The 21,787-nt window shown below is 67.4% G+C and carries 16 protein-coding genes; 13 read left to right on the plus strand and 3 right to left on the minus strand.

What is annotated here, in order from left to right; all coding sequences use genetic code 11:
• Positions 1 to 111 precede the first annotated feature (111 nt).
• Positions 112 to 1,020, plus strand: coding sequence for a transporter (locus FPV16_RS16305; RefSeq protein WP_227439439.1), 909 nt, complete (start codon positions 112 to 114; stop codon positions 1,018 to 1,020).
• Positions 1,021 to 1,064: 44 nt separating this feature from the next.
• On the opposite strand, the gene FPV16_RS16310 is transcribed toward FPV16_RS16305, so the two are convergent.
• Positions 1,065 to 3,764, minus strand: a complete 2,700-nt coding sequence (locus FPV16_RS16310) for an MGH1-like glycoside hydrolase domain-containing protein (RefSeq protein ID WP_227439440.1) — start codon at positions 3,762 to 3,764, stop codon at positions 1,065 to 1,067.
• Between the two features lie 756 nt (positions 3,765 to 4,520).
• Here FPV16_RS16310 and FPV16_RS16315 point away from each other — a divergent pair.
• Positions 4,521 to 6,221 carry a calcium-binding protein gene (locus FPV16_RS16315; RefSeq protein WP_227439441.1) on the plus strand — a complete coding sequence of 567 codons (1,701 nt, stop codon included), beginning with the start codon at positions 4,521 to 4,523 and terminating at the stop codon, positions 6,219 to 6,221.
• A 241-nt stretch (positions 6,222 to 6,462) separates the two neighbouring features.
• A complete protein-coding gene (locus FPV16_RS16325) occupies positions 6,463 to 7,872 on the plus strand; it encodes a phosphatase PAP2 family protein (protein WP_227439442.1) in 1,410 nt (469 codons plus the stop codon).
• A 48-nt stretch (positions 7,873 to 7,920) separates the two neighbouring features.
• On the opposite strand, the gene FPV16_RS16330 is transcribed toward FPV16_RS16325, so the two are convergent.
• Complete coding sequence (locus FPV16_RS16330; RefSeq protein WP_227439443.1) at positions 7,921 to 8,064, minus strand: hypothetical protein; 144 nt, start codon at positions 8,062 to 8,064, stop codon at positions 7,921 to 7,923.
• Positions 8,065 to 8,278: 214 nt separating this feature from the next.
• Between FPV16_RS16330 and FPV16_RS26120 the strand changes: the two genes are divergently transcribed.
• The 5 genes from FPV16_RS26120 to FPV16_RS16350 all read left to right on the plus strand — a co-directional run bounded on the left by FPV16_RS26120 (position 8,279) and on the right by FPV16_RS16350 (position 15,572).
• Complete coding sequence (locus FPV16_RS26120; protein WP_264483889.1) at positions 8,279 to 8,404, plus strand: hypothetical protein; 126 nt, start codon at positions 8,279 to 8,281, stop codon at positions 8,402 to 8,404.
• 223 nt (positions 8,405 to 8,627) lie between these two features.
• Entirely contained in the window at positions 8,628 to 11,033 is a 2,406-nt protein-coding gene (locus FPV16_RS16335; protein ID WP_227439444.1) for a PAS domain S-box protein, read from the plus strand.
• Positions 11,034 to 11,236: 203 nt separating this feature from the next.
• Complete coding sequence (locus FPV16_RS16340) at positions 11,237 to 12,394, plus strand: Gfo/Idh/MocA family protein (protein WP_227439445.1); 1,158 nt, start codon at positions 11,237 to 11,239, stop codon at positions 12,392 to 12,394.
• Positions 12,395 to 12,492: 98 nt separating this feature from the next.
• A complete protein-coding gene (locus FPV16_RS16345) occupies positions 12,493 to 14,337 on the plus strand; it encodes a glycoside hydrolase family 15 protein (protein ID WP_227439446.1) in 1,845 nt (614 codons plus the stop codon).
• Positions 14,334 to 15,572 (plus strand): MFS transporter, encoded by a 1,239-nt coding sequence (locus FPV16_RS16350; RefSeq protein ID WP_227439447.1) that lies wholly within the window; start codon positions 14,334 to 14,336, stop codon positions 15,570 to 15,572. Before FPV16_RS16345 ends, FPV16_RS16350 begins: the two co-directional genes overlap by 4 nt.
• 17 nt (positions 15,573 to 15,589) lie before the next feature.
• On the opposite strand, the gene FPV16_RS16355 is transcribed toward FPV16_RS16350, so the two are convergent.
• Entirely contained in the window at positions 15,590 to 15,823 is a 234-nt protein-coding gene (locus FPV16_RS16355; protein ID WP_227439448.1) for a hypothetical protein, read from the minus strand.
• A gap of 376 nt (positions 15,824 to 16,199) precedes the next feature.
• Between FPV16_RS16355 and FPV16_RS16360 the strand changes: the two genes are divergently transcribed.
• From FPV16_RS16360 to FPV16_RS16380, 5 genes are all read left to right on the plus strand, one after another.
• Positions 16,200 to 16,487 (plus strand): hypothetical protein, encoded by a 288-nt coding sequence (locus tag FPV16_RS16360; protein ID WP_227439449.1) that lies wholly within the window; start codon positions 16,200 to 16,202, stop codon positions 16,485 to 16,487.
• Between the two features lie 438 nt (positions 16,488 to 16,925).
• Positions 16,926 to 17,903 carry a sensor histidine kinase gene (locus FPV16_RS16365; RefSeq protein WP_227439450.1) on the plus strand — a complete coding sequence of 326 codons (978 nt, stop codon included), beginning with the start codon at positions 16,926 to 16,928 and terminating at the stop codon, positions 17,901 to 17,903.
• A 44-nt stretch (positions 17,904 to 17,947) separates the two neighbouring features.
• Complete coding sequence (locus FPV16_RS16370) at positions 17,948 to 18,583, plus strand: NAD(P)-dependent oxidoreductase (RefSeq protein ID WP_227439451.1); 636 nt, start codon at positions 17,948 to 17,950, stop codon at positions 18,581 to 18,583.
• A gap of 544 nt (positions 18,584 to 19,127) precedes the next feature.
• Positions 19,128 to 20,501 carry an MFS transporter gene (locus tag FPV16_RS16375; protein ID WP_227439452.1) on the plus strand — a complete coding sequence of 458 codons (1,374 nt, stop codon included), beginning with the start codon at positions 19,128 to 19,130 and terminating at the stop codon, positions 20,499 to 20,501.
• Positions 20,502 to 20,677: 176 nt separating this feature from the next.
• Positions 20,678 to 21,625: a helix-turn-helix domain-containing protein gene (locus tag FPV16_RS16380; protein WP_227439453.1), complete on the plus strand. Its 948-nt coding sequence runs from the start codon at positions 20,678 to 20,680 to the stop codon at positions 21,623 to 21,625.
• The last annotated feature ends 162 nt before the right edge of the window (positions 21,626 to 21,787 follow it).

Below are 21,787 nucleotides of genomic sequence, written 5' to 3' on the forward strand. Positions count from 1 at the left end.
TCACGGGAAGGCGGCCGGGGCACCCGGCCGGCAAGACCTTCGCTTGGCGACGCAAGACCCGCGCTTGGTGACGCAAGACCTTCGCTTGGTGACGACCGGAAAGTAAGCGCCGTGATACAGTCAGCCACCGGGTTCATCACCTCGCGGGCCATGGCGGGATGGCTGGGCGTCGCCCTGGCGACGTCCCTGTCCGGTCCGGCACGGGCCGACGAGGGCGGCGCGAACCTGTATCTGGCCGGCTCCTTCGCCAGCATGGCGGCGGTGCCGGGCGTGGCGGGGTGGTCGACGAGCCTGACCTATTACCATGCGACGGCGAAGATCCGGCCCGTCACCGAGAAGGCGGATCTCGCCTATGCGGGCGTGACCTATTCCTTCGCCACGCCGGTGCTCGACGGGCAGCTGGCGCTCAGCCTGTTCGGCGCGGTGGGCCGGATGGATGTCGGGATCGCCGACATCCGGAACGATACCCGGCTCGGAATCATGGACGTGACGCCGGCCGCGTCGCTGCGCTGGAGCGCCGGCAATCACAACTACCTCGTCTATACCCTCACCAACGCCCCGTCGGGCACCTACAACGCGTCGCGCCTGGCCAATTTCGGCATCGGGCACTGGGGCCAGGATGGCGGGTTCGGCTACACCTATTACGACAAGGACCTGGGCTACGAACTCTCGGCCGTCGCCGGAATGACGTACAACTTCGAGAATCCGAAGACGAAGTACCAGAACGGCATCGATGCCCATATCGACTTCTCCGCGTCGAAATTCATCGGGACGCAGTATCAGCTCGGTCTGGTCGGCTACGTCTACCAGCAGGTGACCGGCGATTACGGGCGAGGCGCCACCCTCGGTCCGTTCAAGGGCCGGGTCGCCGCCCTGGGTCCCCAGGCCGGCTACCTGTTCCCGGTGGGCGGCGCCCAGGGGTACATGAACCTGAAATTCTACCGCGAGTTCGCCGGGGAGAACCGTCCGGCGGGGTGGAATCTCTGGCTGACGATCTCGATCTCGCCGCAGGGCGCATAGGGGCCCGTCCGAACCGGCGGCGGCACCGAGGCCCGCCGCTTCGCTCAGCGCTGCGCGGGACCTGCACCGTCCGCCTCTGAACCTTCTGCCTTCTCGGGTCTCTGCGCCTTCTGATGCAGCAGGTTGAGGATCAGCGCCGTCCAGCCGGTCTGGTGTGAGGCGCCGAGGCCGCGCCCGGTATCGCCGTCGAAGAACTCGTGGAACAGCAGGGCGTCTTCGGCACCGGGGGCCGGGGCGATCGGCGGGCGGTCTCCGAAGGCCGGCCGCCGCCCGTCCTCGCCCTTGGCGAAGAGGGCGATCAGGCGGTCGGTGAGGGCGTCGGCGATGGCGTTCAGGGTGAGGAACGTGCCCGATCCGGTGGGATATTCCACCAGGAAGTCGTCGCCGTAATAGGAGTGGAACCGCCGCAGCGCCTCGACGACGAGGTAGTTGACCGGCATCCAGACCGGACCGCGCCAGTTCGAATTGCCGCCGAACATGTTCGAGGTCGAATCGGCAGGATCGTAGCGCACGGTGAACGCATCGCCGAACCCGTTCAAGGAATAGGGCCGGTCGAGATGCGCCTTCGATAGGGAACGCACGCCGTGGTCCGAGAGGAACTCGGCCTCGTCGAGCATGCGCCGCAGCAGCGCCTTCATCCGGTGCCCGCGCAGGAGCGACAGGAGCTTGCGATCGCCGACGCCGCCTTCGTCCCAGCGCGAGACGAGGCGGGCAAGGTGGGGGCGGTTCTCGAGGAGCCAGTTCAGGCGCCGGGCGAAATCCGGCAACCGCTGCAGCACCGAGGGCTCGATCACCTCGACGGCGAAGAGCGGCACCAGCCCCACCACGGAGCGGACGCGCAAGGGCAGCATGCCGCCGCCGGGGATGTCGACCTCGTCGTAGTAGAACTCGTCCTCCTCGTCCCACAGGCCGAAGCCCTCGCCGCCCATGTCGGTCATCGCCTCGGCGATGAGCAGGAAATGCTCGAAGAACTTCGAGGCGGTGCTCTCGTAGACGTCGTTGTGGAGCGCGAGTTCGAGGGCGATGCGCATCATGTTGAGGGAATACATCGCCATCCAGGCGGTGCCGTCGGCCTGATGGATGCGGCCGAAGCCGGGGGGCGGGCGCGACCGGTCGAACACGCCGACATTGTCGAGGCCGAGGAAGCCGCCCTGGAAGACGTTGCGGCCGTCGGCATCCTTGCGGTTCACCCACCAGGTGAAGTTGATCAGCAGCTTGTGGAAGACGCCTTCGAGGAAGGCGAGGTCGCCGCGCCCGCCGCGCCGGTCGCGGTCGATCTCGAACACCCGGTAGGTGGCCCAGGCATGGACCGGCGGGTTGGCGTCGCCGAATTCCCACTCGTAGGCCGGCAGCTGGCCGTTGGGGTGCATGTACCATTCGCGGGTGAGCAGCAGCAGCTGCTTCTTGGCGAAATCCGGGTCGAGCAGCGCCAGCGGGATGCAGTGGAAGGCGAGGTCCCAGGCGGCGAACCAGGGATATTCCCAGGTGTCGGGCATGGACAGCACGTCGGCCCCGGCGAAGTGGCGCCAGTGGACGTTGCGTCCGCCGTCGCGCTCGCGCGGCGGGGCCGGCTGGAGCGGATCGCCCTTCAGCCAGAGCCGCACGTCGTAGCAATAGAGCTGTTTCGACCAGATCAGCCCGGCGGCGGCCTGACGGAAGATCGTGCGCGAATCCGCATCGGCGATGCCGTCCTGAAGGGCGTCGTAGAACGCGTCCGCCTCGGCGATCCGGCGCAGCAGGATGGCACCCTCGCGGTCGACCGGGCGGGGCCGCGCGCCGGCCGACAGTCGCAGGGTGACCCGCTTCGATTCACCGGGCTCGAGGCGAAGGGCGTAATGCAGGCCGAGCTTGGTCCCGCCATCCCGCCGCACGGCGGATTCGTCGCCCCCGACGATGGCCGCGTGGAGCCCGTCCTTGAACGGGCCGGGGGCGTCGGGCTGGCAGCCATGCCGGCGCAGGTTGGTGTCGTTCTCGCAGAACAGGACCTCCGGCTCGCCGTCATAGGAGAGCCGGTAGCGGCCGAGGCGCGGATGCTCGCAGGCGATGCTGCCATCGGGCTGGACCGCCATCCTGGGGCGCGATTCCGGCGGTCCCTCGCGCCACGACCAGATGTTGCGGAACCACAGCTGCGGCACGAGGCGCAGATCCGCCGCCTCCGGGCCACGGTTGGTCGCCGTGATCACCGCATGGATGTCGTCGATCTCCTCCTTGGCGTATTCCACGGTGACATCGAAGAAGCGGTCCTCGGCGAAGGCGCCCGTCTCCTCGATCTCGTATTCCGGCTGGTCGCGGCCCCGGCGCAGCCCCTCGCGGACGAGTTCGTCATAGGGATAGGCCGCCTGCGGATAGCGATAGAGGAATTTCAGGTAGGCATGGCTCGGGGTCGCGTCGAGGTAGTGATAGACCTCCTTGACGTCCTCGCCGTGGTTGCCTTCCTCGTTGGTCAGGCCGAAGAGCCGCTCCTTGAGGATGTAGTCGCGGCCGTTCCACAGGGCTACGGACAGGCACATCTGCCCGCGCTCGTCGCAGATCCCGGCGAGCCCGTCCTCGCCCCAGCGATAGGCGCGCGAGCGTGCTTCCTCATGCGGCAGCGAGCGCCAAGCATTGCCGTCGCGGCTGTAATCCTCCCGCACCGTCCCCCATTGGCGCTCGGCGAGATACGGCCCCCACAGGGACCATGCGCGCTCGCCGCGCGCCTGCTCGGCGATGCGGCGGCGCTCGGCCCAGGCGTCGAGCTCGCTCACGCCCGGCCCCCGCGTCGAAGACCTAGCCGGAGGGCCGGCCGCGACGCCGGATGCGGTCCGGCAGGGCGAAACATCGTGCTGACGTACGAAGGAAGCAGAGGGTGGGCGGTCATCGGTCCCGGCGGGCTGTGGCTCAGTCGGGGCCGAGATGCACCATCGGAGCCAAGCTTGGAACCGCTCAGCGGAAAAGCACCGAAGAGGACGGCCCGTCGCGATCCGGACGGGTGTCACGGATCAGTGTGGAGTGTGGACCGCCTGAGCCGGTTCGCATCGACACAGGCTACGATGACGCCGCGCCGCGCGCCCCGGCCGGGGAACGCGCCCATGCCCGTCGCACCTCCTGTCAGTCGAGCGCCTGCCTGCTCAGCGACGCGTGTTCTGAACACCCTACGGATCAAGGTACCGCAGCCGGTGCAACCCGGGGCTCATCACCAGGCCCGCGATCCGGCACCGAAGGTCATCCTCGTTGGGCCGATACATTTCTGACATCATTAACAATATTTCCCTCAAGGTAGATCGGGGAATTGTCAAAATGGTACATTCTTTTGGTATCATTTAAAACCTTGAATAAGTAACAAATATTAATTACCCATGGGTCCGACGGCAACGTCCTGATCCTTGCACCCTCTAGTAGTGCTCTTGCTTGAAGAACTCGTCGGCCATGCGGCGCAGACGTCGATGATGGCCGTGCTTTGGAAGCACGGACCATAAGAGATCAGCCTCCTGACTGATCAATTCAACACATTGAGAGCAATAATGAATCAGTTGCTTCGCAGCGATCCGAGTCATGCCCAAGTAACACCGTCGCTGGCGCCGGAACCCGCCACCCTGACACGCCATGACGGGACGATCGTCGCCCGGGACGGCGATGTCATTCGCAACCTCGACATCTATGTCGATAGCGGGCCCGGCATCGACGTCGATCACGTGAAGAATGTGACCATCGAGAACGTCCGCATCCATATCAATGGGAACGGCGGCGCGGAGGAAGGTGCCGGCATCCGTGTCATGCGGGGCGACAACGTCACCATCAAAAACGTCGAGGTCTTCAACGAGGGCGCGCCAGCCGCAGGCGCCGAACGGACCCCGGACCATTACGGGATTTCGGCCTTCGAGGCGAACAAGCTCAGCGTGACGAACGCCACGTTCCACGACACGTCGTCGGGCATCCTCCTGCAATACTCGCCGGGTGCCGAACTGGAGGGCATCGAAGGCTACGATATGCGTGGGCCCTTCCCCCGCGGACAGCTCGTGCAGTTCGGCAACTCACCGGATTCGACCCTCAATAACTTCTACGTCCACAACGATCCGAAGGTCGCCTGGACCGAAGACAACATCTCGATCTACTTCAGCGACAACGTCACCGTCTCGAACGGCGTCATCGACGGCAACAATTCGCCGAGCGGTCAGGGAGTCATCTTCGAAAACTCGAACAACGGCACCGTCCGCAACGTCGACGCGATCCATATGGGCAACGGCGCCTTCGCGGATTACGGGCAGAACAACACCTTCGAATCCACGCGCTCCTTCGACAACATCGCGGGGGACCAGGGGCGTGGACATCCGCTTTCGAATGCCCTGATCTGGAGTGTGAACGAGAATACGGTGGTGACCGATTCCTCGTATCAGAACGCGGGCAATCCGAACAACATCGTCTGGGGACCGGGCAATATCGGCGCCGGTATCGATGTGACGGAAGTGACCGGCCAGAGGCCCGTGGCGCATTTGACCAACGCGTTCATGTGGAATGACGATGGTCTCGCCGACCCCGTGACCGGCAACGGAGGGGACGACCGCCTGACCGGTGGCGCCGGCGACGACGTCCTCACCGGCAATGGCGGCAACGATACGCTCCTGGGCGGCCCTGGCGCCGATACCATGCACGGCGGCACCGGCAACGACACCTATCAGATCGACAATGCCCGCGACCGCGCCATCGAAAAATCGGGCGACGGCTTCGATACCCTTCGCACCTCGGTCAGCCACTCGATGGAAGCCAATATCGAGAAGATGGTGCTCTACGGCTCCGCCGATCTGACCGCCAACGGGAGCAAGGGCAACAACCAGATCTACGGCAATGCCGGGGACAACACGCTCTACGGCGGCGACGGCCGCGATCTCCTCTACGGCCGCGGCGGTGCCGACACCTTCGTGTTTAAGACGATCACCGACAGTGACAAGGCAGCTGCCGGACGCGATATCATCAAGGACTTCAGCCACGCACAGGGCGACCGGCTCGACCTGCACTTGATCGATGCGGTCGCGGGCGGTTCAGTCAATCAGGCCTTCACGTTCATTGGCGGTGCCGACTTCCATCACCGGGCAGGCGAATTGCGGGCGGACGTCCATCACGGCAACACGCTGGTCAGCGGCGACGTCAATGGCGACGGGGCGGCCGACGTCTCGGTCCTCCTGAAGGGCGCGATGTCCCTGCATGGCGGGGATTTCATTCTCTAATAAAGCAGGCAGGGTCGCTCCATGTGATTCGTGGGGCTACCCTGTCTTCGCTCTTCGAATCATGGCCCGCATGCTCAGCCGAGCGCACCGTCGCGGGGTCATGCTCGGCCATCGGACGCCTCGTCGACACCGACACACCGGACGCATGCGCCCACGTCTCTGCCGCCGCAGGATACGAGCCGGACGATACCGAAAAACGCTCTGGCCTCCGCCACCATGACGACATACTGATTTTGGCGCCATGAATCAGACCGCCACGCTCGGGCTCATCGCCCTCTTCGCCCTCGCGCCCGCTCACGCGCGGGCCCAATCGGCGACGAATCTCGAAGCTCTGCGCGGGCTGGCACCGGTGAGTGCCCTGGCGACGACGCTGGAGGGCAAGGCCGCCCTGGCGGCGAACCTCACGGTCACCGGCGACATCCAGATGGGGCGGCATGACCAGCCGCTGCTGCTGCCGTTCGCCGAGCAGCAGCACCTCGCCCTGCGCGACTGCTTCATCACCGACGGCAACGCCACCCAACTCGCCGACGGCCTCGGCACGTCCCTCGGGGAAGCCTATCAGGCGAAAGCGCGCTACGAGGACTCCAAGACCTTCACCAACGTCTCCGGCAGCCTCGCGCGGCTGATCGGCTACACCAACAACATCACCAAGTCGGATTCGAATGCGGGGAAGTACTTCTTCGCCAATGCGACGACCAATGGCGAGGCGCCGGTCTCCGAACCCGCCCGCGCCATCCTCACCAAGGTCGGCGGCACGACGGATGTCTTCGGCAAGGCCTATGATCGTCCCGCCGGAACACCGGGTGCCGACGCCTTCGGCAATTCGCGCCCGTTCCAGACCGAGCCGAGCGTCCTCTCGTATCGGGGCAAGGATTACTTCGGCGCCGCCTCCCACAGCATGGACTGGCTGCGCGGCCCGAAACAGAACCTGACGGACAGCCCGTCCTATCCGAGCGGCCACACCACCTACGGCTATACGGAATCGCTCCTCCTCGCCCTGCTGGTGCCGGAGCGCTACCAGCAGATGGTCGCGCGCGGGGCCGAGTACGGCAACAACCGCATCGTCGTCGGCGCCCATTACGCCATGGACGTGCTCGGGGGTCGGAGCGTCGCGCTCCATGCCGTCGCCCATCTGCTGGCCAACGACCCGGCCTATGTGGGTCAGACCCGCGCGAACCCGGCCATCGACAACGAGATGAGCCGCGCCACCGACGGCGCGGTGACCATCACCGACTATCCGGAGGCCCTGAAGGCGGCGCGCGCGGAACTCCAGGCCTTCCTTCGCGAGCGCTGCGGCGACACGGTGGCCGCCTGCGCCGCCGCCGACCGGAGCCGGTTCAAGGATGCCGCCGCCAATGCGGCCTTCTACGCCTCGACCCAGACCTACGGCCTGCCGGTGGTGCATCGGGACCGATCGGGCCAGGCGGTGGACGTCGCGCGGGTCGCGCCCGAGGCCGGCCACCTTCTCACCGCCGCCTTTCCGGCCGTGACACTCGCCGAGGCCAACGCCATCCTCACCGATACCCTCGGCCCGGCCGGCGGCTTCCTCGACGACGGCTCGGTCTTCGGCCTGTATTCCCGGCTCGACCTCTACGCGGCCGGGGGCAAGGCGGCGGCCCTCGCCGCCACCCGACGGGCCGCTGCCCCGTAGCACTGACCGCGAGGGCGCATGGTGTGGCGGATGACACGCCGCGCCTCCTCACTCGGACACGCGCTTGACCATGTGGACGATGCGGGGATGGCCGGATTCGGCGTCGGGATTTCGCAACTCACGCATTCCCGGCGCCCGGCCGGTGGTCAAGAAGACCAGGACCGTCAACGCAAGGACCCATTTGGCGGCCATCGCCGTTTTTCCTTCTCGGGGGAGAGAGAGCAGGGCTCTACGCCGGGAAGCGGGCCGACGGGTTGCGCCGGCGCACATCCACGCGGACGAGTCCTGGTGGGCGCTTCGAGATGAAGAGCGGACGGGACATGCCGTCGTCTTCCAAGCGTTCAGGCTTTCTTAGCCGTGCCGCCGGAGAATGCGGGCTCATCAACCTGCTGCGAGGGCCTCGTCCGTGCTCGACCTCATCCTCTACATCAGCGCTTCGGTCTGTGGCGTGGGATGCCTCGGGCTCTGGGCACTGCGCGAGCCGCCGGTCTCCTATCCGCGGGTGGAATGGGACGACGACGTCATCGGCTGATCGCGGCCCCTGCACGGCCGTCCTCTGCGTCGTTCCGCGCGATGGCGTCACCGACAAGGCTGCGGCAGCACTCCATCGCGAAGGACGCCCCATGAACGGGCGGAACAGGACCCGTCGGATGCGCGACAGCCGCCCCCATTTGGGTTAGGGAGCCGACCGCCGTCTCGACCGTTGGGCTCCCTCGAGCCCGGATGAACGCGGCGGCCGGATGGGAACGGGCGGTATGGAGGACGACATCGACCGGTTGCGTCAGCGCGAGGCCGAACTCGAAGCCGAGATCACGCGGCTGAAAGCCGAGATCGCGTCCGGTATCCATTCCCCGGACAGGGATCAGAAGACCTCGGCGGCGGGGCCGGAACTGCTGTTCACGGCGGCGGAGAAGACCCGCATGCCGCAGATCATCACCGATCCGAACCTGCCCGACAATCCCATCGTCTTCGCCAACCGCGCCTTCCAGGACCTGTGCGGCTACTCGGCGGAGGAACTCGTCGGGCGTAATTGCCGGTTCCTGCAGGGGCCGGGAACCGACGCGGCCGACGTGGCGCGCCTGCGCGACGCCATCGCGGCGCGGCGCGACGTGGTGGTCGAGATCGTCAACTACCATCGCGATGGGACGCCGTTCCGCAACGAACTTTATATCAGCCCCGTCTTCGACCGGGACGGGCGCCTGCGCTACTTCTTCGCCAGCCAGCTCGACGTCACCCGCTTTCGCACCGAGGAGGGCAAGCTCGCCGAGAGCGAGGCCCGGTACCAGACGCTGTTCGACGCCATCGATGCTGGGTTCTGCATCGTCGAGATGCGGTTCGACGCCACCGGCCGCGCCATCGACTACCGCTTCATCGAGGTCAATCCGGCCTTCGAGCGTCAGGCCGGCCTCGGCAATGTCGAGGGCCGCTGGGTCAGCGAGGTCATTCCCGGCATCGAGCCGCGCTGGCTCGACATCTACGGTGAGGTCGCCCTCAATGGCGAACCTGTCCGGTTCGAGAGCGGGGCGGTGACGCTGGGCCGCTGGTTCGACGTGCACGCCCTGCGCATCGGCGAGCCGGTGCAACGGCGCGTCGCCATCCTGTTCAACGACATCACCGACCGGCGCGAGGCCGAGACCGTACTGAGGACGACGGCCCGCGAGCGGACCACGGAGCGCGACCTCGTCTGGCGTGCGAGCCGCGACCTCCTCGTGATCTGCGGCTTTGATGGAGTCTATCGGTCGGTCAATCCGGCCTGGAGCGAGATGCTGGGCTGGCCCGCCGAGGCCCTAGTCGGCGCGCGGTTCGACGCCTTCGTGCATCCCGAGGACCGCAAGGCGGCCGAGCAGGCCATGGACCAGCTGCGGAGCGGCGCCGTCCTCGACAACCTCGACATCCGGCAGAGGGCGGCGGATGGCAGCGAGCGCTGGATCTCCTGGAACGCGATCCCGCAGGGCGACCATTTCTACGCCGCCGGCCGCGACGTGACCGAGCGCAAGGCCCTGGAGGAACAGCTCCGCCAGTCGCAGAAGCTCGAAGCCGTGGGCCAGCTCACCGGCGGCGTCGCGCACGACTTCAACAACCTCTTGACCGTGATCCGGTCCTCCACCGACCTGCTGCGCCGTCCCGACCTGCCGGAGGAGCGCCGGCGGCGCTATGTCGACGCCATCTCCGACACGGTGACGCGCGCGGCCAAGCTCACCGGCCAGCTCCTGGCTTTCGCCCGGCGGCAATCCCTGACGCCAGAGGTCTTCGATGTCGCCAAGGGCGTGGCCTCCGTGGCCGACATGGTCGGCACCCTCACCGGTGCGCGCATCCAGGTCGTGACCCAGATCGAGACCGGCCGGGACGATGCGGGACAGCCGCTGGCCTGCCTCATCGATGCCGATCCGAGCCAGTTCGACACCGCCCTCGTCAACATGGTCGTCAACGCCCGCGACGCCATGGACGGCGAGGGCCGGCTGACCATCCGGGTCCGCCGCGCCTCGATCATCCCGGCCGTCCGGGCGCATCCCCGCATCCGGGGGGATTTCGTCGCCGTCTCGGTCACCGATACGGGTTCGGGCATCGCGCCGGAGGTGCTCGACCGGATCTTCGAGCCGTTCTTCACCACCAAGGGCGTCGGGCAGGGCACCGGCCTCGGCCTGTCGCAGGTCTTCGGCTTCGCCAAGCAATCGGGCGGCGAGGTGGTGGTGGAAAGCCGCCTCGGCCAGGGGACGACCTTCACCCTCTATCTCCCGCGCGCGGCGGGAGAGGCCGTGGCGGCCGAGCCGGTGCAGGAGCCCGCCCCCCTGGCCGAGCGGCACGGCACCCGCGTCCTCGTGGTGGAGGACAACGCGGAAGTCGGCGCCTTCGCCACCCAGGCCCTGCAGGAACTCGGCTACGTCACGCATTGGGTGACGGATGCGCGGCAGGCCCTCGACGCGCTCGCTCGTACGCCCGCCGGTTTCGAGGTGGTCTTCTCCGACGTGGTGATGCCGGGCATGAACGGCATCGATCTCGGCCACGCCATCGGCCGCAGATGGCCGGATCTGCCCGTGGTGCTCACCTCCGGCTACAGCCACGTCCTCGCCGAGGAGGGAAGCCACGGGTTCGAGCTTCTGCGCAAACCCTATTCGGTGGCCGACCTGTCGCGCATCCTGCGGCTCGCCGTCTCACGCTGAAGCCACCAGGTTGGCGGGCGCGACCGGGCGACGCGGCAACCTCTGTTGCAGTGCAACGTTTTGTCCTCATCAACGCCAGCGCGCGGCCACGGCGTCGATGGGCCATGCCCGTCGTCGTCGGACGGTCCGTCGTCACCGCCTCGCCCGGTTCCCGGGCATTCCAGGCCGGCACCGAACGAAGCCCGCCCGATACGGATATCCGCATGAGCATCGCCTCCGCCCTCGGCCTGACATCCTCGAAAAAGGTCCGCTACGCCTTCGTCGCCCTCGGCGACATCACGCAGGAAGCGATGCTGCCCGGCGTGAAGCACACCGGCAATTCGGAGATCGTCGCCTTCGTCACCGGCGATCCGGAAAAGGCCCGCGGCGTCGGCGCACAATACGGCGTCACCGACACCTACGGCTACGAGGAGTTCGACGCGTTGCTGGCCTCGGGCACGATCGAAGCGATGTATCTCGCCACGCCGAACTGGCGCCACGCCGAATTCGCGGTGCCGGCGCTAAAGGCCGGCATCCATGTCCTCGTGGAGAAGCCGCTGGAGATCTCGGCGGAGAAGTCGAGGGAGATCATCGCGGCGCAGAAGGCCTCCGGCGCCAAGCTCATGGTGGCCTACCGGCTGCATTTTGAGCCCTGCACCCTGGCGACCATCGATCTGATCCGGTCCGGCAAGCTCGGCGAGCTCCTGACCTTCTCCTCGACCTTCACCCAGATGGTCTCGCCCGAGAACCACCGGGCGACGAGCGGCATCGAGGCGGGGCCGATCTTCGATATGGGTCCGTACCCGATCAACGCCGCCCGCTACATCTTCGGCGACGAGCCGACGGAGGTGGTCTCCGCCGTGGGCCTCCGCCACAAGGAAGCCGGCCTCGGCGATTTCGACGACACCGTCGCGGTGACGCTTCGCTTCCCGCGGAACCGCATCGCCCAGTTCGTGCTGTCCTATTACGGCAATACCCTCGACAGCTATTCGGTCGTCGGCACCGAGGGCAGCGTCGAGGTCAACCCGGCCTTCATGTACGGCAAGCCGCTGGAGCACACGGTTACCATCGGCGAGGACAAGAGCCACGCCAGCTTCAAGAACACCGACCATTTCGGCGGCGAACTGAAATACTTCTCCGATTGCATCCTTCAGGACCGGGAGCCCGAGCCGGATGGCGAGGAAGGCCTCGCCGATCTCCGGGTGATCGAAGGCATCGTCCGCGCCCTGCAAACCGGGACGTCGCAGAGTCTCGAACCCTTCACCCGCACCAAGCGCATCGACACGAAGGCCCAGGAGCAGACGCTCTCGGCACAAAAGTCGCCGGAGCTCATCAACACGTCGAATCCCGGCAAGGGCAAGGACAAGGTTCCGCTGAACTAAGCAGGTTTCTCACAGGTGGACTTCGGTTCTGCACACAGAACCCACTTAGCCCGGCCGCTTCGAGACCGTTCCCGTCCCTCGCTCCACAAGTCTCCGCGATGAATGACCGAGCCCAGGCGGGCGCCGACCTCACCGTCGATGCCCGGCACATCGACCCGGACGGCAGGGAGTATCCGATCCAGGATTACGCGCCGCTCGGCGACGGCCGTTCCGTCGTCCTCGTCGGCCCGGACGGTGCGGTGGCGTGGTGGTGCGTCCCCGAGATGGATTCGCCGCCCCTGTTTGACCGGCTTCTGGAGCCGGAGGGCGGCGGCTATTTCCAGCTCTGCCCCGAAGACGCGTTCACGATGGAGCGGCGCTACCGCACCGACAGCAACGTCCTCGAGACGACTTTCACCACCGGGTCGGGCACGGCGCGGCTGACCGAATCCCTCAACAGCAGCCGCGCCGGCCGCCTGCCCTGGTGCGAACTGGCGCGACGGCTGGAGGGTGTCTCGGGCACAGTGACGTTCCGGATCCGCGCCGTCTTCGGCACGCGCGGCGATTCCCTCTCGCCCTGGCTCCAGCCGAATCCCAACGGCTGCGTCTTCCATGTGGGACCGGTCCTCGGGGTGGTCCGCTTTAGCGACAACATCCGCGTCCTCGAGGAGGAGGACCGCACCGTCTCCGCGACGGTGACGCTGGGGGAGGGGGAGCGCGCGCTGGTGGCGCTTCTGGCCGGCGAGAACGAGCCCCTGGGCATCCCCACCATCGCGGAGATCGACGAGCGCATCGATGTCAGCGACGACGCTTGGCGGCACTGGGCGGAGGGGCTGCATTACGACGGCCCGCACCGCTCCGAGGTGCGGCGCAGCGGCCTCGCCCTGAAGCTGCTACTCTACTCGCCGACCGGCGCCATCGCGGCGGCCGCCACCACCTCCCTGCCCGAGCGGATCGGTGGGCCGAAGAACTACGATTACCGCTATGCCTGGATTCGCGACGCCGGATACACCGTCAACGCCTTCCTCCGCGTCGGCGCGATGCCGGAGGCGAAGGCCGCCTTCTCCTGGCTGATGAAGCATCTCGGCGCGCATGGGGCGCAGGTCTTCTACACCCTGCGCGGGGGCAAGGTGCCGGAGGAGACCTCCCTCGACTTGGCCGGCTATCGCGGGTCGCGCCCGGTCCGGGTCGGCAACGCGGCGGCCCGCCAGCACCAGCACGGGATCTACGGCGACATCTTCGAGACCGCGACCCTGTTCGTCGCCGACGGCAACATCCTCGACCAGAAGAGCGCGACGGTTCTGGCGGATCTCGCCGACGAATGCGCAGACCGCTGGCGCCAGAAGGATGCCGGCATCTGGGAACTCGAAGTCCCGCAGCATTACACGATGTCGAAGATCAGCGCTTGGCAGGCGCTGGCCCGCGCCGTCGAACTGGCGGAGGCCGGCCATATCGCGGCCACCTGCGTACCGCGTTGGTCGCGGGAGCGGGACCGAATCCAGGCCTGGATCGAGGAGCATTGCTGGTCGGAGACGCGCCAAGCCTATACGTTCTATCCCGGCACCGACCGCCTCGACGCCTCCCTCACCCTGGCGGTCCGGTTCGGCTTCGACGGGCGCGACCGCCTGTCCTCCACCCTCGATGCGATCCGTGAGGAGCTCGGGCGCGGCCCGCTCCTCTATCGCTATTCGGGGGCCGAGAAGGAGGAGGGCGCCTTCATCGCCTGCTCGTTCTGGCTGGTGGAGGCCCTGGCCGAACTCGGAAGGCAGGACGAGGCCGAGGCGGTCTTCACCGGCACGCTCCACGCCGTCACCAGGGGCGTCGGCGTGATGAGCGAGATGGTCGATCCCGACACCGGCGACCATCTCGGCAACACACCGCAGGGCCTGAGCCATCTCGCCCTGCTTCACGCGGCCTGCTCCCTGCGCGGCGACCGCGAACGCGATCTGAAAGCGGCCCGATGACCGGCACCACCCTCGACACCCGTTCCGGCGCTCTCAGCCTGCCGGACGCGGCCCCCAGCCGGCATCCCGGCCTCGTCCTCACCGCCCTGGCTATGGGCGGCTTTGCCATCGGCACCACCGAATTTGCCACGATGAGCCTGCTTCCGGCCTTCGCGCCCGATCTCGGCATCGACGCGCCGACGGCCGGCCACGTCATCAGCGCCTATGCCCTCGGTGTCGTGGTCGGGGCGCCGGTCATCGCGGTGCTCGCGGCGACCATGGCCCGCAGGACGCTCCTCGTCGGGCTGATGGTGCTGTTCGCGCTCGGCAACATCCTGTCGGCCCTGGCCCCGAACTATCACGGGATGCTGCTGTTCCGGTTCCTGGCGGGCCTGCCGCACGGCGCCTATTTCGGTGTCGCCGCCCTCGTCGCCGCCTCCCTCGTCCCGCGGGAGCGGCGGACCCAGGCGGTCTCGCGGGTGATCCTGGGTCTCACCCTCGCGACGGTGGCGGGCGTGCCCCTCGCCAATGGGATCGGCCAGCTCGTGGGCTGGCGCTGGAGCTTCGGGCTCGTCGCCGTCCTGGCGCTGCTGACGGCGGTGGCGGTGCGGATCCTGGCGCCCCTCGGACGTCCGGCGTCGGGCGCCAGTGCGCTCCGCGAACTCGGGGCGCTGCGGCGCGGGCAGGTCTGGCTCACCCTCGCCATCGGCGCCATCGGCTTTGGCGGCCTGTTCTCGGTCTACACCTATCTCGCCTCGACCCTGATCGAGGTCACCCATGCCGCGCCGGTGGCGATCCCCCTGGTCCTCGCCGTGTTTGGCCTTGGCCTTACCGCGGGCAACCTCGTCTGCGCCTGGGCCGCCGACCGCGCCCTGATGCCGGCGGCCGGGCTGACCCTGGTCTGGGCGGCGGCGGCCCTGGCCCTCTACCCGTTCGCGGTGGGCAGCGTCTGGACCCTGGCGCCGGTGGTGTTCCTCATCGGCTGCGGCGGCGGCCTCGCCACCATCCTGCAGACCCGGCTGATGGATGTGGCCGAGGATGCCCAGACCCTGGCGGCCGCGCTCAACCACTCGGCCTTCAACTTCGCCAACGCCCTCGGCCCCTGGCTCGCCGGCCTCGCCCTCACCGCGGGTTTCGGCCTGCCCTCCACCGGCTGGGTCGGCGTCGCCCTGGCGCTCGGTGGCTTGGCGCTGTGGGCGGTCTCCGCCTTGCTTGAGCGGCCCCGCGCCGCCTCGCCGACACTCCGGGGACAGTGAGCGGCGGGCCGCGCCGCCTACGACGTCAGCGGCTGGATATCGAGCTGCATGCCCCGGCCCCTGAGAACGCGGACGAGGCGGTCTTCGAGTTCGTCATCGAGCCCGTTCACCTGCATGTGCAGGCGGCTTCCTTTCGCCGTGCCCGTCACCCAGAGACGATAGACCAGGCCCTCTTCGCGCAACTGCGTCAGAAGCCGCTCGGACCCGATCCGGTTGGCTTCGTCGTTCATTGCGATGAGGCTCGTGTCCATTCCGATCTCCCTTTACGACTAGGACAACGTCCCAGGGCTCTGTTTCGTCCTGATGTCTCGGGTCCCTTCTTCGAACGAGGATAACGATCGGGACACGGCGTGCCTGTGGTCATCGAGGGAACGAATGTTTCGCGCGTCCATCCGACGCCGGTCGACGGAGCCTAGCAATCGGCGGACCGGCACTGTCTCGCCCGACATAGGCACGACCATGCAGGGTGCCCGAGGGACCCGAGGCGCGCTCGCCGGCGGCATGCGCAGGTTTCCGCCCTGCGGAAGCTGCCTTAATCGTTCTTCAGCATAGAAATTTACTGTCGTTTATCGCCCCCGGCTCGATAAGCTCTACCGACGGAGCCGACGCGGCACCTGGAGGCACGAGATGAAGTTCGGATACGCTATCCTGCTGGGACTCTTCGCGGCCTCCCCGGCCGCCGAGGCGCTGGCCCAGAGCCCGCGCGACGTGCCGATCACCCAGGATCTGCGCCGCGAGGAGCGCATCGAGCGCCGCCTCGACCGGGACATGCCGCCGCCGGTGGACCCCAACGTGTCACCGGACAATCCGGACGGCGTCGTCGGTTTCGACGGTCCGCCCGGCATGTTCGAGAACGGTGTCGAGAACGGCAGCCCGATCCCCTCCGGATCACCCGCAGACGCCGACGACGATTGAGCATCGCAGCGGCATCCCCTTTCGCGGGGGCGTGCGCTCGTCACGGTCCGTGCCGTCCCGTTCGAACAGCTGTGCCCCTACGCCAGAGCGCTCAACATGAGGCCCGACGGACTGTCTCTCCTTCCAGGAGAGGCAGTCCGAGCGGCCCGCGAGATGTGTAAATATCGTAGGCCTCGAACGCCCGGGAAAATTGGGGGCGGTCCGACCGCTTTCGGTTGCGTGATCTCGTCACGACGATGCCGCCCGCAGGGACCGACCTGAACGGCCCTTTCTGGGCCGCTGCGCACCTGCCGTCCCGAGCCAGGAACGGAGAAGGCGAAGCCAGCGCCGCGGGTCGGAGGATGACGCGGGTGTGAGGGAGCAAATCGCTACCAAACGGCTTGTCCCCCCGGCGATGCGACCGGCATCGCCGATGTTCAGGGATCGATCAGGACTTGCATGGCCGAGGATGTGACGTCGACGGGCTACGAGTGGACGCTGGCGAGCTTTACCGACACCATCCATCGCGGCGGTGTCGCCCTATGGGCTTGGTCGCCCACGCGTAGGCTGGCCCAGCTCGACGGGCTCTGCCGCGAGTTCTGGGGTACGTCCGAGTCCGTCGTTCCCATCGACGACCTGTTCGAGCGCGTGAACGCGGAGGACCGCAGCGCGATGATGCGCGAGTGGGCGGCGAGCGAGGCGGATTCGCATCCCTACAGCTTCGACTTCCGCATCGGCGACGGCCCTCACGCACGCTGGGTCTCCGCCCGCGGGGTGGGTGGGGAGGCCGGCAAGGTCGGCGAGTGGGTCCAGGCCATCTTTCTCGACGTCACCCGGCAGAAGCGCGCCGAGGAGGCCGAGCACCTCCTGACGGCGGAGCTCGCCCACCGCGTCTCGAACATGTTTTCCGTCGCCCGGGCGCTGACCGCCATCGTCGCCCGGGGCGCCACGTCGACCCCGCACTTCGCCGAGGACCTGTCGCAACGCTTCGGCGTGCTGCACGAGGCGACCACCCTCGCGACGCGGGCACAGGCCGGGGACCACGGCAAAGTCAGGTTGCGGACGCTGGCCGAGCGGATCCTGTCCCCCTATCTCGACGGCGGCAACATCGCGATCGTCGTCGAGGAGGCCGCCGTGGCGCCTCCCGACAAGGTCAACGACTACGCCATGATCCTGCACGAACTCGCCACCAACTCCGCCAAGTACGGCGCCCTGTCGGGAGGCGGCACGCTGACGGTGACGGGTCGCGTGTCTGACGGGACGCTGACGCTCGATTGGCAGGAGACCTCGGCATCCTCGGGGACGGTCGCGTCCGATGGTGGCGGGTTCGGATCCCGGCTGTTGAAACAGACGATCGAGCGCAGCCTCGGCGGCCGCTTCACCCGCCGGATCGACGAGGCCGGTCTCAGCTTCGCGATGCACGTCCCGGTCGCCTGAGCGACCATCCGTCCCTCCTCACCTCACCGACCAGGAAACCGGACATGGCCCACGTCCTCGTCATCGGCGCCAGCCAGGGCATCGGCCTGGAAACCGTGAAGGCGGCCCTGGCGGCCGGCCATCGCGTGCGGGCCTTCGCCCGGTCCGCCGCGACCCTGTCGCTGTCGGGCCAGGGGCTGGAACGCTTCCCCGGCGACGCCCTGAACGCCGCCGACGTCGCGTCTGCCCTGGAGGGCATCGACGTCGTGGTGCAGGCGCTGGGTGTGCCGGCAAAGTCCCTGCTCGGGCCGGTGACCCTGTTCTCGGCCGCGACCAACGTGCTGGTGCCGGCCATGGAGACAGCCGGCGTAAGGCGCATCCTCTCCGTCACGGGCTTTGGCACCGGCGACAGCCGTGACGCCATCGGCCTGCTGCAACGCATCCCCTTCCGCCTGGTGTTCGGGCGGGCCTACGACGACAAGGACGCCCAGGAGATGCGGATCCGCCGAAGCGGCCTGGACTGGACCTTCGTCCGGCCCGGCGTCCTGACGCCCGGCTCGGCCACGGGACGCTACAAGATCCTGACGGAGCCCGCATCCTGGCGGAACGGCCTGATCTCCCGGGCCGACGTGGCGCATTTCATCGCCGGCGAGATTGACGGGCGATCCTACGAACGCAAGGCCGTCGTCCTCATCGGCTAGAGCGCGCTCCGACGAAGGGGATGCCGGTTTGGGGGGGAAAAGCGCGACGCAGCAAGGGTCTGGTGGCTAAAAATTGACCGATGGTACCCGCCCTGAGCGTCGGAGATGGAGGGGGAGCAGTGTCTGCTTCGAGCTGGGAGTTTGCAGAAGCAGACACAGCCGTCGCGCCCGCATTCGCCCCCTAGCAGGCCCTGGCAAGGGCCGCTTTCAGGCAACTTAACGGGAGAGATACTACGACCGAGTTCGGTCGGAACACGTCCGTCTGCACTACGACTGCAAAACTAATGACGGTCTGCGCGATGGCGGCTCGGACGGCACTGTTTCGATATCGTGAACGGGATCCGGTATTTGTCTACGCGCCGAATCGTCAGGTTGAGGACAACCTGTGTACATTCGATCTAGAATGAGACTTAGGTCTCGCGCTCGCGTAAGGAGATCACGTCCCGTAGCCGGATTTTTACCGTCAACAGGTAAATGACATCCTCTTTACGGGCTGATCGACGCAATAGTAATCGGTTCTGTGGCTCGCTACACGAACCGGACAATGATGCCGCCTTGCAATCCCGTCCGTGAACGATCTGGTTCCTTATCCCTCGCGCTTCTGCTCGCCGGGATCCAACTGCTTGCCTTCAGCGAGCGGTTTCTCCTCACCGTGGTGGCACAACCGCTCAAACTCGAGCTTTCCTTAACGGATGCGCAACTCGGCTTTCTTCAGGGCTCGGCCTTCGTCCTGCTGCACGCCCTCAGCATGCCGTTTTGTGGCCGGATCGCCGACCGCGGGCATCGCCGTGCGCTGCTCATCGGAGGCATCGTTCTGTGGAGTGTGGCCGGCATCGCATTCGCGCTCGCGGGATCCTTCGCGCTCATGGTGGCCGCACGCATGGTGCTGGGGCTCGGACAGGCGGTGGTCGCGCCCGCCGCGCTCTCGCTGCTGGCCTACCGCCTTCCGCCCCACCATATGGGGCGGGGCCTGTCCTGGCTCACCGCCAGCACGAGCCTGGGGCGAAGCCTCGCCCTGCTCGGAGGGGGTGCGGTCCTGGCGCTGCTGACCGCCGCCGGAGGCCTGGACCTGCCGGGCGCCGGCCAGCTGTCGCCGTGGCGGGCCCTGCTCATCCTGTCCTGCCTCCCCAACCTTCTCGCCCTCGTGGCCGCCCTGTGCATCGCCGAGCCCCCGGCCCGAAGGCACGCCGGCACGCCGCGCGACGGTCGGGCGTGGGCCTGGATCTGGCGCCATCGCGCCGTCTACCTCGCGCTCTTCGTGGCCGCGGCCTGCGCGGCCCTCGTACCACAGAGCCTCGGGGCCTGGGCACCGACGTTCTACGTGCGCGTCCACGGGTTGACGCCTGCCGAAAGCGGCGTGCGCCTCGGCTTGCTAAGCATGCTGATCGCACCTTTGGGCCACCTCGTGGGTGGATGGCTCCTCGACAGGGCCCGCGCGTTCGGCCGGCGGATCACCGCCGCACGAATGCTCTTGGCCGGATTGCTCCTGGTGCCCCCCTGCACCGCGGCGATGACGCTGGCCCCGACCCTGCCGCTCTCGCTCGTAGGCTTCGGCGCCCTGGCAGCGACGCTGGGTTTCACGGGTCCGGCTTACGTAGCCTGCCTCCAGTTCCTGACGCCGGCCTCCATGCGCGGGTTCGTGAGCGGGGTGTTCATCGCGGGGGTGGCACTGACAGCGATCGGCGTGGGACCGTTCCTGATCGGACTCCTCAACGATCGCGTGTTCGGGCAGGCGGGAGTCGGGTCGACCATGCTGGCGGTCTTCGTCGTGGTGGCCCTGCTCGGTGCGGCGCTCGCCCTTGCGCTGGTCAGGTCCATCCGCGCGCAGCCGCGACCGGCGGTCGGCGCGGCGGGGCTCGGACGGACCTCAAGCCCATACCGGCCCGCGTCGGAAGCGGCGCATTCTCCACGCTTGTAAGCTCCAACATAATTTTAAGCACCAAAGCGGAGTGTGCTTCCGAACTTTGACGGCCGAAGCTTAGCAGCAACTGATTCTCATTGAGGAAGACATGTAGGCGCTTTATTTAACGCCTTTAAGGCCTCGGTTCGTATTCCGATTGGACGTCCGGTCCTCGATCAGGGATTTAGCGTTTCTTGACCAGTTCGCCTTTCGTTCACACGCTTGTTCAAAGCACGGCTGAGGTCGAGTCGAAGCGAGCGTTCGAGTTCTGGCGCGACACGGCGCTTTCCATGTCCGGCGTCACCAGCGCCGGGGCCGAGGAACGGCGTTCGTTCGCAGCCAGTCGCCTCGTCGCCGTCACGGCCCATAGCACCTTGCTGCACACCGAGGGCCCGCGGGTCGATGTCGAGCGCACGGCGCGCCATGTCCGCCAAGACGGGCGCGACACCATCACGATCGCCCTGGTCCTGCGCGGTACCCAGTACTTTGAACAAGGGACCCGCGGCGGGCGGATGGCTCCCGGCGACATCAGCGTCACCGACTCCGGACGCCCGTTCCTGATTGGGGCCTACGAGGATTACGAGGAGATCCGGCTCAGCGTGACGCGCGCGGCCTTCAGGGCCCATGTCGGCGAGCCGGAAGCCTACGCCGGGCGCCTGATCGGCGACGGCCCCCTCAATGCCCTGTTCGCGACCTACCTGCGGTCCTACGCGGCCTTGGTGCCGGGCATGACGGAGGCCGAGGCCGGCATTGCGGTCGAGGGCACCCTGCACCTGTTCCGGGGTTTGGTGGGCGCTCGCACGGGCGCCGTCACAGCGAACGCGTTGCGGTCGCTGGCCGCCGTGCACATCGAACGCAGCCTACACGATCCGGGTTTTGGTCCCGACGCTCTGTGCCGAGCGTTGTGCGTCTCCCGCAGCCGTCTCTACGCCGCCTTCGCAGACGGCGAAGGTGTCGCGGCGACCATCCGCGACGCTCGACTGGATCGCGCACGTGGGTACCTGTCCGACCCGGCGCTGGCGAAAGAAAGTATCGCGACCATCATGATCCGTTGCGGTTTCACCGACCCGTCGATGTTCAGCAAGGCATTCCGTCGACGTTTCGGGATGTCGGCGCGCGATCTCAAAACCTCGAACACCTGAGGGCGGACGCTTTACCGGAACTGTGTCGGCCACCAACCGCGTCACCGGCCGAGCCAGGACGCCGCGTCGCCAGGAAGGAGGGGCAACACGTCGCGCGAAGGGACGAAGGCTTCTTGAACGACCGCGATGGGCGCAGTGCGGAAGGTCCGGTTCCGGGTATAA

The sequence above is a fragment of the Methylobacterium sp. W2 genome (assembly GCF_020662345.1).
In the GTDB taxonomy this organism is placed as follows: Bacteria; Pseudomonadota; Alphaproteobacteria; order Rhizobiales; family Beijerinckiaceae; genus Methylobacterium.